The following is a 16958-nucleotide window of genomic DNA, read 5'->3' on the forward strand; positions in this document are numbered from 1 at the left end:
CAACAAGAAGTCAGTTTCCCAAAGCGAATGGAAACTGGCTTCATTTTTTTGGCTCGACTTAAACCAAAATCCGTCTCAGGTCTTATTCTGATTTAAATCGGAGGTGCATTGGTGTTTAAAGCGATTACCCTTATTCTGGATATAGAATGAGATTGGAGAGGAGATTTTTAAAAATGAAACGGATTTTAGTTATTTTCCTGGTGATTACCGGGGCTTATATTGCTTGGAATTACCTCTTTGATGGCGATGGAATGAACTTTGCCAGGGCGGAAGATTCGGTTAAGGTAACTGATAAAACAGAAAAAATCAAGATTGATGTTTCCAGTGTACAGACGAAAATTGTTCCAGAGGACATTCAAGATGTCCGCGCTGAATTGGAAGGCAAAGGTACGGTAAAAGTTAAGCGGCATGGTGATGAAATAGAGGTCTCTGTCAACCGGAAAGGCTTCTTCTGGTTCAACTGGTTTGAGATGGACCAGACTTCCCTAACCGTTTATATCCCTGAAGACTATGATAAAGACATGGACATCGAGCTCGGTTCCGGGAAAATTGATTTTAACGGTCAGTCCGCCGACAAACCTATGAAGCTTAGAAATCTGGCACTCAATATTGGCTCAGGAAGGCTCACACTGGAAAACTTCAATGTTGAAAATCTTGAAAGCCAGAGTTCGTCCGGTGAGGTGGAAATGTATCTCATTGATGCTGTGTCTGGTTCATTTGATGTCAGCTCCGGAAGGGTCCTTGTCAAAAACTATTCTGGAAAGTTGGATGCCGATGTTTCTTCGGGTAAGCTGGAAATCCAGATGGACCAGTTGCTGGATGAGGTAAGCCTCGACGTCAGCTCCGGCTATATCGGTTTGGATCTGCCCGAGGATGCCGACTTCACATTAAACGGAAAAATAAGCAGCGGCAACATTTCAAGCAATTTTCAGCTTCAGAACAAAGAACAGTCCGAAAACCGCCTGCGCGGCAAACACGGAAGCGGAAAGTTTGAAATCAAAGCTGATGTATCGAGCGGCAATATTAATATAAATTAGGATTTCTTAGTGGCGGCGAACTGGAAAAAATCATGCGAAATTTCCAAGTCGCTATAAAAATCATATTTTCGCTATATAAATTAGAAAGTCGCTATAAAAACCAAAAAGTCGCTATATAAATAAAATCTTTACTAAAATTGCACAAGCAAAATTGCATTTCCCCCCTGAACAAAGCCTGGCAGAAGCACGCCAGGCTTATTTTTATTTAAAATCGGACAGTGTATCTTTGTTTTTCTCAACCATTCATTTAAAATAAGTGCAAATACTTCCTGAGGAGTACGGTTATGTTCGAATTACTCATTACGATGCTGGAACGACTTGGCATCATTGTGACGATTGCCTTTATTTTAACGAGATTCCGCTTCTTCCGGGGGTTGATTTACCATGATTCCCTGAACAGGCGACAGCAGTATTTTGCGATTGTATTTTTTGGTTTTTTTGGAATTATCGGCACATATTCCGGCATGAGTTTCTCAACGGATAATCTGCAGTTCAACCCCTGGGCTGCAGATCTGGCATCGGATGAAGCGATTGCCAATTCCCGGGTCATTGGAATCGTGATTGCCGGATTGCTTGGCGGCTACAAGGTCGGAATTGGCGCCGGCCTGATCGCGGGTCTGCACCGTTTCACCCTTGGAGGCTTCACCGCTCTTGCCTGCGGACTCGCAGCTATCGTTGCCGGAATCATCGCCGGTCGTTTTCATAAGAAGAAAAACAATGTCAACCTGAGGACCGCCTTCCTGGTTGGGGCGATTGCCGAAACGGTGCAAATGCTGATTATCCTTTTGATTGCCAAGCCTTATGACCAAGCGCAAACACTCGTCGAAATTATCGGCGTTCCAATGATTATTGCAAATGGACTTGGATCTGCTTTATTTTTGATGGTTATCAAGAATGTTGTTTCTGAAGAAGAAAAAACTGGAGCGATGCTTGCTCAAAAAACACTGCGAATCGCTGACCAGACACTCGCATACCTACGCAAGGGCATCAATTCGGAATCAGCACGGGCTGTCTGTCAGATCTTGCACACCGAAGTGCAGACTAGCGCCGTCGCAATCACAAACCAATCTGAAATCCTGGCCCACATCGGGCTCGCTGATGACCATCATCGCTCAACAAGTCCTATCCAGACGCAGATTACGAGGGATGTCCTGAAAAGCGGCAAGCTTGTCGTCGCCAACGATGAAACAATCCATTGCCGCGAGCAGAGCTGCCCGCTTGGCGCGGCGGTGATTGCTCCATTGAAACTGCGTGACGAAACGATTGGCACGCTGAAGTTTTATTTTAAATCAGAAAAAGAAATCACCAATGTCGTCATTGAGCTGATCTCCGGACTCAGCAATCTGCTTAGCAACCAGCTTGAAATTGCCGAAGCCGAAAAAGCCTATCAGCTTGCCAAGGAAGCGGAGGTAAAGGCACTGCAGGCACAAATCAGCCCTCATTTCCTTTTCAATACATTGAATGTCATCACTTCGCTGATCAGGATTGACCCAGCAAAGGCGAGAAAGCTGTTAGTGTCTCTTTCCCATTTTCTGCGTCAGAACCTGACAGCGACGACGGTTTCGATGACAACTCTAGAGCAGGAATTAGCCCATGTGAAAGCCTATCTAGCCATTGAAGAGGCCCGATTTGTGGAAAAATTGAAGGTTACCTATAATATTGAGGATGCTGCTTTGCTGGTAAAAATTCCGCCGCTGACGCTGCAGCCCATTGTAGAAAATGCCGTAAAGCATGGAATTAAAAACATGGACCATGACTGTCAAATCAATATAGACATTCATAAAGAAGATAAAAGCACGATTGTTACGGTTAGAGATAACGGCCAGGGAATGAGCAAGGAGCGAATCAATCAGTTAGGTAAACAAATCATTGATTCAGAAACAGGAAGCGGAATCGCACTTTTCAATGTGAATAGAAGACTAATGATGAATTTTGGGGAATCAGCCTCACTGCGGATTGAAAGTGAGCCAGGAAATGGGACAAAGATTTCTTTTATGATTCCCCAAGCGGAGGAATGACAGATGGACAGGATGATACGCACTTTAATCGTTGATGATGAATTATACAGCAGGGATGAGCTGAAGCATTTATTGCAGTCCTTCCCTTCCATCCAGGTTGTCGGGGAAGCTGAATCAGGTGAATCTGCAGTCATGAAGGCTCTGCAGCTCCATCCCGATGTTGTTTTCCTTGATGTTGAAATGCCGAAAATGAATGGGATGGAAGCGGCAAAAGCACTAATGGAACTTAAAAAAACACCGCTGATTGTGTTCGCAACCGCCTATCCTCAATTTGCTGCCGAGGCTTTCAGATATGAAGCAGTTGATTACCTGCTAAAACCCTATGATGAGAATCAGTTGAAGGAGACTGTCCAAAGGGTTGAGAAGAACTTCCTGGTCCCTGCAGAACAGGAGGCGGTCAAGCATACCGGCAAGCTTGCCGTTGAGGGAGATGGGGAAATTTTTTATCTCGATCCAAATGATATCCTGTACATATCGAGAGAAGAAAAGTATTCAAAAATCGTGACGAAAACCAGGGAATATGAAACCAAAATTCCTTTGAAGGACCTGGAAACCAGGCTGACGGCCTATTCTTTTTTCCGCATTCATAAAAGCTATATTGTCAATCTCGATTATGTTACCCGCCTCACTCCATGGTTCAATGGAGCCTACCAACTGGAAATCCAAGGCCGGGAAGAAATGCTGTCAGTCAGCCGGAATTATGTAAAATCGCTGAGGACACAGCTGGAATTATGAGTTTTTTAAAAGTTGTATATGTAGAGCAAAATTTATAGGACATTCCTCATGGACTGTAAATTTTTATTTTAGTTGATGCCTTTTCTACCGTGTCTAAACATTTGAAAACCCTGTTGATTGGAGTGGAAGGCGCGCAGACTCCTGCGGGATCAGACGGACAGGTGAGACCCCGCAGGAGCCAGCGGCGACGAGGAGGCTCACCGCCGGCTCCAAGGAAGAATTGCTTATGAAAAAGACGGCAGTTGGTCTTTTTCATATTCTTCCCGCGGAAAGCGAAGCGCCTGGAACGGAAATCAACAGCCAAATTCCAGCACCAATCCCAAAAAAGACTGTAAACAAACACGATTTCCAACGAGTTTATCTACAGTCTGAAGCATCTTAATGATGCTTTTTTGCATTTCAATCGACAAATTTTGCACTTCAGCCTCATTTTCCTGCATCTTGTTCACAAAACAGCCATAATTCCACCTTCTCTATTATACTCAATGTAAACGCATACAATTTATCTTGAGGAGGTTTCATATGTATACCTTTCTAGCTGGTATCGCACTTTTAATTATTGGTTATTTTACGTATGGCAAATTTGTAGAAAAGGTATTCGGCGTGAACGAAGGTCGCAATACTCCGGCTTATACACATAAGGATGACGTTGACTATGTGCCAATGTCCACAGCAAAGAACTCTCTGATCCAACTTCTTAATATCGCTGGTGTTGGACCTATTTTCGGGCCAATCATGGGAGCGCTTTACGGACCGGTTGCTTTCCTTTGGATCGTTCTTGGCGCAATCTTCGCCGGTGCTGTCCATGATTACCTTACAGGTATGATTTCAATCCGTAACCGAGGCGCACATCTTCCTGAACTAGCAGGGAAATTCCTCGGAAAGTTCATGAAACATGTTGTTAATGCATTCGCGATTCTTCTTTTACTATTAGTTGGAACCGTTTTCGTCACAGCTCCGGCTGGTCTGCTTCATACATTGATGGACGGTAAGGTAACAATGGGAATCATCATTGCAGCAATCTTTGTTTACTATATTTTAGCGACACTGCTTCCTGTTGATAAAATTATCGGACGCTTCTACCCGATCTTCGGCGCATTGCTGTTGATCAGTGCTGTTGGAGTAGGCGCAATGCTTGTCATCACTGGTGCACCGATTCCTGAATTATCTTTAACGAATTTCCATCCTGGTAATGCAGCGATCTTCCCGCTATTGTTCTTAACAATTTCTTGCGGAGCGCTATCAGGTTTCCATGCTACACAAACACCGATCATTTCACGTACAACGCAAAATGAAAAGAATGGCCGCAAAATCTTCTACGGAATGATGATCGCTGAAGGTGTAATCGCAATGATCTGGGCGGCTGCTGCAATGAGCTTGTTCGATGGCTACAACGGCTTGAACGATATGCTTGCTAACGGCGGGCCAGCTGCAATCGTAAGTGAAGCTTCAACATTGATGCTTGGTGCAATCGGCGGAACTCTTGCAGTTCTTGGTGTAATCGTACTTCCAATCACATCAGGTGATACTGCTTTCCGCAGTGCGCGTATGATCATCGCTGACTACTTCAATTTTTCTCAGAAGAAAATCGCCAGCCGTCTTTGGATCGCTGTTCCTTTATTCGTTATCTCTTTCGCTTTGACAAAAATTGATTTCACGCTTCTCTGGAGATACTTCTCCTGGGCTAACCAATCAACAGCGGTCATCGCTCTTTGGGTCGGTGCCATGTACCTGTTCATCGCCAAAAAGAACTACTGGATCGCTATGATCCCTGGTATGTTCATGACAGCAGCTACGACTTCCTATATCCTTAATGCCCAAATCGGATTCGGCCAGTCGCTGACTGTATCCAATATTGGAGCGTTAATCGTAACAGCTGTCATCACGGTTATTTTCTTCAACGCTGCTAAAAAAGCACGGGCTAAAAACATCCCGCTTGAAGAAGATATTTCTGGCTATAATAAGGTGGCGTAACAATGAGCGGATGCTGCAGTCCAGAATACCGCAAATCGGTCAATGAGAAGGAAGCACAAGTTAATGACAAAGGGAAAGAGCAGCTTCCCCTTTTCGCAAAAATCATCATTGTTCTCATTACTGCAGGAGGGCTGCTGGCAGCCTTTCTCGTATAATAATAAGATAAGGATTGTGCACGCTTGATTCCAGGCGTGCACTTTTACATAGTCTAGGAGGTTGATTGAAATGAAAATATTGATCGTAGGAGCAGGTGCAATTGGCGGTTACTTCGGCGGCCGCCTGTTGGAAAAAGGAGAAGATGTCACGTTTTTGGTCCGTGAAAAGCGCCAGCAGCAGCTTCGTGAAAATGGGTTGGTGGTGGAAAGCATTCATGGAGATATGCATTTACCGGAGCCTAAAACTATATTGGCAGGGGAAAATGTGGAACCTTATGACGCTATCCTTGTTTCTACAAAGTCCTATCATCTGGATGGCGCGGTTAAGAGCATCCAGCCTTATGTTGGAAACGAGACGATGGTCCTGCCATTATTGAACGGAATTGCACATCTTGATGTGCTGACAGAAGCATTCGGGGCTGAAAAGGTAGTTGGAGGCCTATGCTTTATTGAGACAACCCTGACTCAGGATGGAAAAATAGTTCAAACCAGCCCAATCCATGATTTAGTGTTCGGTGAACGGAATGGAGAAAAAACGGAACGAATTTCACAGCTGGAAGAAGCATTTAGCGGAACGAAAGCAAGCCTCCGTCTTTCTGAAAAGATTCAGCAGGAAATGTGGCACAAATACTTATTCATCACTTCAATGAGCGGCATCACCTCCCTGTTCAGGTCACCAATCGGTCCCATTCGCGACCAAGAAGCTGGCTGGAGTACAATCGATAGACTAGTGCATGAAGCTGCGGCAATCATGGAGAGGATCGGCGCGAATCTTGCACAAGGCGCAATGGAAGCCACCCTTGGGAAATTAAATGAAATCGGCCATGGAATGAAATCCTCCCTGCAGCGCGATATGGAAAAGTCACTGCTGACAGAAGGCGACCACCTATTTGGCTACTTGCTGGAGAATGCTCAGAAATTAGGTTTGGCTGCTCCCATTTTATCTGCTGTTTATGCAAATATAAAAGTATATGAAAGTCTGCTAGCTTCTGAAAAGTAATTTTTTCCTTCTAACGAAAAAAAGGCTTGAGTCCACGGAAAACACATGGGCTCAGGCCTTTTTCAATATACTTTCGCATCTTCCAACCCGTTCATCACTCGTAAAGCACCTGCAGCCAGGGCTTCCATTTCCGCTTCACCAGGCAGGACGAAAACTCTTCCCAGAAAACCGATTTTCTTTTTGATTAAACCTGTAATCATATCTGAATGGGCGATTCCCCCGGTAAGAATGATTCCGTCAAGCTTCCCTTCGAGTACGGTGGCCATTGCCCCAATTTCTTTTCCAACTTGATGTACCATCGCGTTTAAAATAAGACCAGCCTCCGTGTCACCCTCAGCGGTCCGTTTCTCAACTTCTATGAGATTCTTGGTGCCGAGATAGGAAAACACCCCACCCTGCTTTGTCATCCGCTGAAGCAATTCTTTTTCGGTATATTTCCCTGAAAAACAAAGCTGGACAAGCTGTTTTGCCGGGAGTCCGCCTGCCCGTTCGGGAGAGAACGGTCCCTCATTTTCCGCGTTGTTGACATCTATGATTCTGCCATTCCGAAGTGCAGCGACTGAAATGCCGCCTCCTAGATGTACCACGACAAAGCTTGTTTCAACTAAATCCTTTCCAATTTCAGCTGCAGTTTTACGGGAAACGGCCTTGATATTGAGTGCGTGAACATGGCTTTTTCTTTCTATATCAGCCAGGCCGGAAACTCTTGCCTCAGGAATCAGTTCGTCCACACATACTGGGTCAACAATAAATGCCGGTATTTGGTGAGCGCCAGCTATTTCGGCAGCAATCATCGACCCAAGGTTCGAAGCATGATTTCCATATTTGCCAGAGCGTGCATCATTCAGCAAATTTTCATCAACGATGTATGTACCGCTGTCCATTGGCTTCAGCATTCCACCCCGGCCAACGACTGCCTCCAACTCTGAAGGAGTGAAATCCTGCTGCCGTAAAGTTTCCAAGATGGACTCAAGCCTGTACGGCAGCTGTTCTTCTAGTTCCGGAAGCTTCATGATTTCAGCATCAGGATGGCGGATGATCTGTTCTAAAAGTAAACTCTCATTTTCATAAATTGCAAGCTTTGTAGAAGTAGACCCTGGATTTATCGCTAGGATTTTCATATACCTCTCCTATCTAGACGCTGACCGTTGTATTGGATGCCGCAACGACGGCCAGTGCAATCGAGGCCAATTTAGCCTCCGCTGTATCTGACCGGGAGTTCAATACGAGCGGCACTTTCGCACCAAGCACGATTCCCGCCATTGTTCCCTTTGCAAAATAGGTAATCGCCTTGCCAAGGAAGTTTCCTGCCTCGATCGTTGGGACAATAAGCAGATCCGCTTCGCCTTCAAGCTCGCTTTCCAGCTCTTTATGCAGGAGCGACTCCCTGCTGATGGCGAGGTCGAGCGGGAGCGGTCCTTCTATCAGCAGGCTGAGGCTTGATTCATTTTTTATCAGCATGGCCAGATGGTCGGCTTCCACGGTCACCGGCATCTTCTCACTGACTCGTTCGTTGGCTGCCAAAATCGCTACCCGCGGCCGGCCGACTCCAATTCTGACCAGGAACTCTGCAGCATTCAGGATGATTTGCTTTTTTTGCTGAAAATCTGGGGCTACATTGATGCCGCCATCACTCATACTGATCAGCCGTTGTGCCCCCGGGATATCGAAAACGGAGATATGGCTGATGACCGAGCCAGTTTTTAAATTTAGCTCCTTATGAAGAACCCCTTTTAAAAATGGCGTGCTATTCACGAATCCTTTCATGATAATCTGCACATGTCCCTCACTTGCCAGTTTAGCGGCAATAAAAGCATTCTCCTTTTCTGTATAGGCAGGATAAACTGGATACTCCTTTACAGAAAAGCCGATTTCCTTTGCCAGTTCAAAAATTTTCTGAGGGTCACCGACCAAATAAGGTGCGATGATTCCGAGCTCCACAGCCGCTTTGACAGCGTCGAGCACATCCCGGTCGTGTGCGGCTGCGACACTCATTTTCACAGGCGGCCTCGTCCGTGCAGCATCAATAACATCTGCAAAGCTTCTATAACGCATGCTTCCCACCTCCTGCTGTTCAACCTGTATACTTGCTCTGAATCATGCTGATTTTTTCAATCTTCTCTTCTACTAATATATTTGCAGCTTTATACGTTGGGATATCGTGAGTTTTGGATATTTTGTAAATTTTTTCTATAATGTCGTAAATCATGCTTGCATTCCTGAACGCCCTGTCTTTGCTGTACTCGTTAAGTTCATCCGCAACCTGAATCAAACCGCCTGCATTTGCCACGTAGTCAGGAGCATAGAGGATGCCTTTCTGGTGCAACATGTCACCATGGCGTTCTTCTGCCAACACATTATTCGCTGCTCCGGCAACAGCCAGGCACTTGAGTTTCGGTATCGTAATATCATTGATGACGGCACCCAATGCATTTGGTGAAAATATGTCGCACTCTACGCTGTAAATATCGAGAGGGTCAACTGTTTCAATATCCGGGAATTGTTCCTTGATTTCTTTTACATTCTCTTCAAAAATATCGGTGACGATCAGCTTAGCGCCCTCTTCATGAAGGTGGCCAACGAGAAAGCGGCCAACCTTTCCAAGGCCCTGGACAGCAATTCTCCGTCCGAGAAGTGAGTCTGTGCCAAAAATCTCTTTCGCTGTTGCCTTGATTGCCTTCCACACACCGAAGGCGGTAATGACAGCAGAGTTCCCACTGCCGCCATATTCTTCAGGCAACCCAACAAGATACGATGTTTGCTTTGATGCGGATACAAAATCCATGCCAACCGTACCGACATCTGTTCCTGTGTAAAATCGTCCCTTTAGTGTTTCAATGAAAGAGCCGAAAGCCTGGAAAAGCTCATCCGATTTTTCCGACTTGGGATCACCGATGATGACCGCTTTCCCGCCTCCATAAGTCACTCCCGAAACGCCACATTTATAGGTCATTCCTTTGGAAAGGCGCAGAACATCCCGCAACGCATCTTCAGTCGATTCATAATCCCACATCCGGCATCCACCAAGCGCAGGACCGAGCGTCGTATTGTGGATTGCAACGATCGACTTCAATCCAGTTGCCTTGTCATAATTGAAAATCACCTGTTCATGCCCATGGTTTTTCATTTCCTCAAAAATATCCAGCACCATTTTCTGTTCTTCTGTTAGCAACACAAACATCCCCTCCCGTAATCGGTCCTTGCAATGCTGCGTCAGTCTAGGCAGTTTCAGGTCCCAAGTAAATGTAAGCCCTTACATAATTTCATTATAAAGACTTCACCTGCTGCTTACGGTGATATATCTTACACTTTTATGGCAAATGAACTGGAAAAAAAAGTGGATAGTTTCCAGTTAGCCAATAAAGTTGTGAACCTCGCCAATAAAACTCTCGGTTAAGGAAAATCTGCTTAAAATGACCGAAAAAAAGAACCAAAACAGCAGTTTTGGTTCTTATAAATGCATTTTTTATTGAATGCCTGGAAACCAGCCTGGAGTATTGACGATTGCCTGCCACAATGGATCCGGAACGACTAGCCGAGCCTGCGCACCTGTATCGATCTTTGTTTCGATTTCATTTTCACGGCCAGATGCAACCTTTTCGACCCAGTCTGGATCAATGATCAGTTCGCGGCCTAAGGCAAGCAATGGTACTCCAGTTCCAAACGCTTTGTTTACATCATCCGCGCTGTAAAGCGAACCGACACCGATGACAGGAACTTTACTTCCGACCCGCTCGTGGATAATTTCCATTCTGGATCGGTCATCGTCGACACCCCTTCTTGGCTTCGACCAGAAATCGTTCAATGAAACATGCAAGTAGTCTAGGTCCTTATCTGCCAGGACATCGATCAACTCGAGAGTATCTGCCATCGTAATACCCGGCTCCTCAGGTTCTTCCGGCGAAAATCTGTATCCGACAATAAACGGTTCCTTTGCATGCTCTGCGGTCACTCTTTTTACCTCATCAACAACCGCCAATGGAAATGCCATTCTTTTTTCCAGGGAGCCGCCCCACTGATCATCACGTCTGTTTGAATGAGGCGAAAAGAATTGCTGAATCAAATAGCCATTGGCTCCATGAATTTCAACGCCATCAAAGCCTGCCTCAATCGCTCGGCGGGTTGTCTCGCCAAAAGCAGTAATTATCTGCTCCACTTCTTCTCCAGACAATGCTCGCGGTGCTTTCGCGCTATTGCGCTCTGATTGAACATCGCTCGCACTGACGATATCACCGTTTGGCACAAGCTCTGGAGGACATTCGCGGCCGCCATGGAAAATTTGCAGCACCGCTTTGGCACCTTCTGCTTTGATTGCAGCTGCCAGCTTCTTAAGGCTTGGGATCATTTCATCGGTATCGGCACCGAATTCTCCATGAAACCCTTTCCCGTTCCGGGTTACATATGTACATGCAGTTATTACCATGCTGACGCCTTGCGAACGGCGGGCGTAATATTCTGCCTCTGCATCCGTAACCGTTCCATCCTCGTTCGATGAAAAATTGGTCATCGGCGCCATGACAAGTCTATTTTTCAGGTTAATGCCATTCTGGAACGTAAAAGTATCAAATAATGGTTTATATTTTTCATTCATAGATGTGATCCTCCTTCTTTAGTATACGAAAGTGTAATAGCCTAAACAGGCTACAGTTAAACATCCTGATTATTATTTACAACCTTCATGAAAAAAAGTCTGTCAACTTGGACAAAAAATAAAGACATTCCGCTACTGCAGAATGCCTTCATGCTTACTATTTTTTAAAAGCTTTGCTTCCATTTCTTCTACTGGCAAAGGTCTGCTGAAATGGTAACCTTGTCCGATCACGCAGCCATTTTCGAGCAAAAATGCAACCTGCTCCAGTTCCTCGACGCCTTCAGCAATGACATCGAATTGCAGATTATGCCCCATGTCAATGATCGTTTTGACCATCGCTCCTTGGTTGGAATGATGGATGATATCATCAACGAAGGATTTATCGATTTTGATTTTATCAATCGGAAAATGCTTCAGTAAGCTTAACGATGAATATCCGGTACCAAAATCGTCAATCGCAAGCGTTATGCCAAGCTCCTTCAGCTGGTCCAGGGTCCTCGCTGTCTTCTCGCTGTTCTGCATGACACTCTCTGTGATCTCAAAATCTAGATAATTCGGTGCAAGCTGCGTATCTTTCAATACTTGTTTTACCGTATCAATGAATCGCTCTTCCTGGAGCTGCCGCACAGAAATATTCACTGACATCGGTATCGGTTTGCAGCCTTTCTCCTGCCACTCCTTGTTTTGAGCCGCTGTCTTTTCCAGCACCCATTTGCCAAGCGGGACGATCAACCCTGTTTCCTCGGCCAGGGGAATGAACTCAGTTGGTGATATTAGACCTTTCTCTGGATGCATCCAGCGTACAAGTGCCTCTATTCCGATGATTTCCCCTGTTTCCATATTAAACTGTGGTTGATAGTGAAGCATAAGCTGATTCTGCTCCAATGCTTTTCTAAGGCCATTCTCCAGCTCCATTTTTCGTGACGAAAGCCCGTGCAGCTGAGTCGTGTAAAATTGGTAATTGTTCTTTCCGCTGTCTTTCGCCAGGTACATCGCCGTATCCGCATGCTTGATCAGCGTTTCCTCATCCTGGCCATCCTCTGGTGACATGCTGATTCCGATACTTGGAGTCACAAAAAACTCCTGGCCTTCGATGGTGATTCCCTCAATAAATTCGTTCAGGACCCTGTCCGCAACTTCGATGACTTGTTCCCTGCTGACAGCTTTGAGTACAATGATGAACTCATCACCGCCCTGGCGTGATACCAGCCCCTGATCCTTGACTGCATTCTTCAGCCTGCTGGCAACAATCTTTAGCAACAGATCGCCAAAACGATGTCCTTTGGTATCATTGATAATCTTGAAACGGTCGAGGTCAAGGAAGAGTACTGCGACCATCTCGCTGCTGTTTGATAGTGCTGCATTCAGGTGCTTTCTTACCATGTTCCGATTCGGCAGCCCGGTAAGCACGTCATAATAGGCCATATATTTAATGGTTTTTTCTGCCTTCTTGCGCTGCGTCAAATCACGGCCAACAATTTGTTCAGCCATTCTGCCTTCATATAAAATCGGCATCGCGGACATTTCAACATCAATCTCTTGCCCATCCATCTGTGTTGCCTTAAATTCGAACCACAGTTTTTCCCCAAAATCTTCATCTATTGTCAATTCACGGTTTTTTATCCGGGACAATACTTCAGAGGGAATCAGCTTAGAGATCGGCTGTCCGACTAATTCTGCCGGACTTTCCGCCTTGAACAGCCTGCAGCCGGCTTCATTGATGTAATCCAGCTTCCCTCTGCTGTAAACAGCAATCAAATCAGGCGACATTTCCACAAGGCTTCGGTAGCGTCCTTCACTTTCCTGACGGTCGGTGATATCGAAAAGGACACTGGTAAAATCAACAAATTTCCCATTTTCATCAATAACAGGAATGCCTCTATCCTGAATCCAGCGCACCTCTCCATCGGGACGAATGATCCGATAGATACTGGTGACAGCTTCCCCTTTTGAAAATCCAGCTTCCCTCTCGGCTAAAATGTGCAGGTCCTCAGGATGGATAACCTTTTTCCAGAGCATATTGTCTTGATAAAATTCTTCAGATGAATGTCCGTATAATTTTTCGATTCCAGTTGTGATCAGCAGTGTACCCGACTTTAAATCATGGGACCAAATCGCTACATCCAGGGTATCAAATATGTTTCTAAGTCTTTTTTTGTGCCCATCCAGATCTTCTGCTGCATTTTTTAATCCTTTAATTACAAGGAAGACCAATGTGATGTAAACAAAGGACACAGCCAAATCAATCAAGAAGCCTTCCGCTTCACTTATGGAAAAATAAAACGAAGTCAGCCAATCAATCAGCTCCGCGAACAGAAGAAAAATAAGTATAGATAATCCAGTGTATCGTTGTATCTTCCCTTCATTGCCCATTAAAATAAATCCTCCTGTGCCTAGCCGCATGAATGTCTGTTGGAAATTTTAAATATTCTGAAGTAGTTCCATTATTAAAATAACAAACAAACCTGGTATCGCACAACGGAATTATTACATATGGCCCATAAAATTGATGAATTTTGTCATTTTTTGTCTAGAAAAGGCAGGAATCCATTAAAGAGCGATCCCCAGCACCGTTGATAGTTCTCTTTTTTTCTCGTTCAAATAGATCTGGTCGAGCTCCTTCAACTCGTTTGAATCGAATTTTTCCATGCTGTAGATATACAGCTCCCATATGCTTTTCTTCAGGGAATCGTCGGCTGTTTTTCCAATAAGCAGAAAAGCGTCGATTAAAGCAGTAAGAATGGAAAAGTCCTGGCTCCCATAATGGACAATTTGATAAAAGGATAAATACAGGATATCCATCGTGCGTTTTTGCTTTCCGATGATTCTTGGCTGCAGATCTTCATCATAATAAGCAATATACCGTCCATTTGAACGGACCCGGCATAGATGGGACAGGGCCATGCCCAGATAGGAAATACAGACTCTCGCGGTATTCGGGTCATTAATACCCGGTGAGATGGCCCTCAAGGCTACCTCGACAATCTTTTGCAGCGCAAATTCAGGATCCTGGATCGATGACCGCTCTTTTCCGAGCCTTAAATATTGATTCAGGACGGCATCAATATCCTCATTGATTTCACCACTATGGTGGACTCTGAAGGCAATGCTGTCTTCTGTCAGAAAATCACCGTTCAGGAAATTAGCTTCAACCCCGAGTTCGTTTTCAGATGCATATTTCAAAAGCCCTTGATAATCTGTAAGTTGAACATAACCGTATCCCCTGCATTTTACATCCCGAACAAATTCATAGGTGAACCCTGCATCTTTCCTGTCATCAATCACATTTGTGTATTCACTCTCCAGTGTATCCTCCTGTCTTCTAATAACCTTTAAAGCACCTTCCGTAATCTCCCTGATCAGCGTGCTGACCTGGACGGAGGTGGCGACATTATGGATAAAATAGGCGAAGAACGCGAGACAGATGAACGCAATGAAGACTCCAACCGTTGCCGAGATCACCTCGCTCTCATACCAGGTTTCACTCATGAACAGCAAAGAAAGGATCGAGTAGACAAATCCTCCCATGAAGATTCCCAGCACCCGCAGCGTCACAGGATCCTCGACGAAGTTACTCAGCGTCCTTGGAGAAAATTGAGATGAATATGTAGTCAATACGACCATGATCGTTGAAAAAGTAATCGTCGTCATCGTTAGCAAAGCACCAGAAATCGAACCTAAAATCGTCTGTGCCAATTCTACATTCGTCAGCAAAAACGAAGGGACTATTCCATGAGCCAATTCGTTATGATCGATGTAAATTACAGCTAATGCCAGCAGGAATGCCAGTACACTATAAATAACCGGCTTCAGCCATATACTTTCCCTTATTTGTAAAACAACTTTTTTCACCAAAACTTCCCAGCCCCTTAGTTACCAACTCTTTCCTTACTTATTTAGACCATTTGGGGTAGGTTTAATCCTATATAGTCTTTTCCGAGCGATTTTTGGCTATATTTCCGATCAAATTTCACTTTTCTTAACGAACTTGGCTTGATTTATCGACAGTAAAACAAAAACCTTGCCAATCGCAGCAAGGTTCCCATTTTTCAATTTGCATATCCTACAAGTTCCATGAAACCTTTTCCGGACAGTGGCCTGCTTTTTCCAACAGCCAGCCTCTCCCTGCCGATTACTTTACATGTTCCTTCCCAAATAGCCTGTATTGGGCCGATGATGAGCATTTCCTGGTTTGGGAATTCTGCTTCCACATGAAGTTCAATTCCGAATTCAGGAATGCGGATCTCCCATTCTACTGGATACCTGGCATTTGTTCTCAGGCTTTTCCAATGCTTTATTTTTTGGAAAGTTATATTTCTAGTAAAACGGATACTTCCGTCCTCTTCAATCACATTTGCCATTGGCTGACCGGAGGACATTTGATTAAGCAGCAGTTCACGCCCATCGCTAAGCTGTATCCCAAACCAGTCCCAGCCAGATCCTTTTACTAAAGAGTAATCACGTCCCCATTGATGATCAAACCAGCCAGTGCCGCTTACATTTTCCGTTATTGAATCTGTCTTTATTCTTCCATTCACAGAATTTCTCGTTGTAGAGTAATAGTACAAATCATCCGGCTTTCCATCACCGCCTATGAGTGCGGCAGGCTTCATTGGTATGAATCCAAGCTCGACTTCTGAATTTCCCTCCTTTAAAAGCACATCAAAACCAAGGGCATCTTCCCCTTTGAAGTTAAGCTGATGTCTCCCATAGATCAATTCAGGGGGATCCGGATTTATTCTCGCAACCTTAAGTAATGTATGCGGAGGAGGTATATCGCCCTTAAGCAACTTTTTGTAGAGTCTCCAGATTCTCTTGTCTGTCGGATGGAGCAAAAGGTAGAAAGGCAGATATATGGCTAGCATCGCTAGCTTCACCTTTGAATCAAAACTTGAAAAATTATAGCGTTTTTTCCTGTTCAGGTCGATCAAAGTATGGATGATATAATGCCCTTTGCCAATCTCAAGTTCGCCTACGCGGAAAAATGATGCCATCACCGCATACCGGCCGCCCCTGTCTCCATTCAGAAAAGCGAAAAAGTACCACCATTCAATATTGGAATCCCCATGCGGCCCTGCATCCTTTGGAAGTGAAATCTTTTCTAACCGTTCGTCATTCATCCCCGAACACACCTTTTGTTTTTTAGTAAGGTATGCAAGGGACAGTAAAAAAGCATCAAAGAAGCCATTCCCTTCTTTGATGCTTTTCTTTACCCTTCTATTATTTCTTTCAGTTTTCTTAGGTCCTTCATATTTGCTTTTTTCATCATTGAAGCCATGAAAGGTGAAATTAGCTTTGAGAATCCTGCCGGCTTCCCCTGGTTTCTCAGAGTCATCCGTGTTGTTTTTGAATCTATTGCTTTCCATATGTATGTAGTCTTCATCGGAAATGGCCCTTCGGAGGTTTGCATCACCATTTTCATTCCCGGGACATACTCGACGATTTCAT

General features: G+C 44.8%; 14 protein-coding genes. 7 read left to right on the forward strand and 7 right to left on the reverse strand.

Annotation, left to right across the window (positions count from 1 at the left end; translation table 11 throughout):
• Positions 1-173: 173 nt before the first annotated feature.
• The 7 genes from liaG (at position 174) to J7I80_RS01200 (ending at position 6919) form a co-directional block, all read left to right on the forward strand.
• Positions 174-1037, forward strand: coding sequence for a LiaG family protein (gene liaG, locus J7I80_RS01170; RefSeq protein WP_214735599.1), 864 nt, complete (start codon positions 174-176; stop codon positions 1035-1037).
• A gap of 284 nt (positions 1038-1321) precedes the next feature.
• Positions 1322-3055: a sensor histidine kinase gene (locus J7I80_RS01175; RefSeq protein WP_214735600.1), complete on the forward strand. Its 1734-nt coding sequence runs from the start codon at positions 1322-1324 to the stop codon at positions 3053-3055.
• 3 nt (positions 3056-3058) lie between these two features.
• A complete protein-coding gene (locus J7I80_RS01180) occupies positions 3059-3790 on the forward strand; it encodes a LytR/AlgR family response regulator transcription factor (protein ID WP_214735601.1) in 732 nt (243 codons plus the stop codon).
• Positions 3791-4016: 226 nt separating this feature from the next.
• Positions 4017-4172 (forward strand): hypothetical protein, encoded by a 156-nt coding sequence (locus J7I80_RS01185; RefSeq protein WP_214735602.1) that lies wholly within the window; start codon positions 4017-4019, stop codon positions 4170-4172.
• Between the two features lie 140 nt (positions 4173-4312).
• A complete protein-coding gene (locus J7I80_RS01190) occupies positions 4313-5764 on the forward strand; it encodes a carbon starvation CstA family protein (RefSeq protein WP_214735603.1) in 1452 nt (483 codons plus the stop codon).
• A gap of 2 nt (positions 5765-5766) precedes the next feature.
• Complete coding sequence (locus J7I80_RS01195) at positions 5767-5919, forward strand: hypothetical protein (RefSeq protein WP_214735604.1); 153 nt, start codon at positions 5767-5769, stop codon at positions 5917-5919.
• A 70-nt stretch (positions 5920-5989) separates the two neighbouring features.
• On the forward strand, positions 5990-6919 hold the full coding sequence (locus J7I80_RS01200) for a ketopantoate reductase family protein (RefSeq protein WP_214735605.1): 930 nt from the start codon (positions 5990-5992) through the stop codon (positions 6917-6919).
• Between the two features lie 62 nt (positions 6920-6981).
• On the opposite strand, the gene buk is transcribed toward J7I80_RS01200, so the two are convergent.
• From buk to J7I80_RS01235, 7 genes are all read right to left on the reverse strand, one after another.
• Positions 6982-8040, reverse strand: a complete 1059-nt coding sequence (gene buk / locus J7I80_RS01205) for a butyrate kinase (RefSeq protein ID WP_214735606.1) — start codon at positions 8038-8040, stop codon at positions 6982-6984.
• 13 nt (positions 8041-8053) lie between these two features.
• Entirely contained in the window at positions 8054-8974 is a 921-nt protein-coding gene (locus tag J7I80_RS01210; RefSeq protein ID WP_214735607.1) for a phosphate acyltransferase, read from the reverse strand.
• Between the two features lie 19 nt (positions 8975-8993).
• A complete protein-coding gene (locus tag J7I80_RS01215) occupies positions 8994-10064 on the reverse strand; it encodes a Glu/Leu/Phe/Val family dehydrogenase (protein WP_214735740.1) in 1071 nt (356 codons plus the stop codon).
• Positions 10065-10385: 321 nt separating this feature from the next.
• Positions 10386-11510, reverse strand: coding sequence for an NADH-dependent flavin oxidoreductase (locus J7I80_RS01220; protein WP_214735608.1), 1125 nt, complete (start codon positions 11508-11510; stop codon positions 10386-10388).
• Positions 11511-11642: 132 nt separating this feature from the next.
• Positions 11643-13883 carry a GGDEF and EAL domain-containing protein gene (locus tag J7I80_RS01225; RefSeq protein ID WP_214735609.1) on the reverse strand — a complete coding sequence of 747 codons (2241 nt, stop codon included), beginning with the start codon at positions 13881-13883 and terminating at the stop codon, positions 11643-11645.
• 177 nt (positions 13884-14060) lie between these two features.
• On the reverse strand, positions 14061-15362 hold the full coding sequence (locus J7I80_RS01230; protein ID WP_353050074.1) for a DUF2254 domain-containing protein: 1302 nt from the start codon (positions 15360-15362) through the stop codon (positions 14061-14063).
• Between the two features lie 197 nt (positions 15363-15559).
• Positions 15560-16876, reverse strand: a complete 1317-nt coding sequence (locus J7I80_RS01235; RefSeq protein WP_251027523.1) for a lipocalin family protein — start codon at positions 16874-16876, stop codon at positions 15560-15562.
• Between the last annotated feature and the right edge of the window lie 82 nt (positions 16877-16958).

Source organism: Bacillus sp. ISL-41 (assembly GCF_018613235.1).
Classification (GTDB): Bacteria; Bacillota; Bacilli; order Bacillales; family Cytobacillaceae; genus Mesobacillus.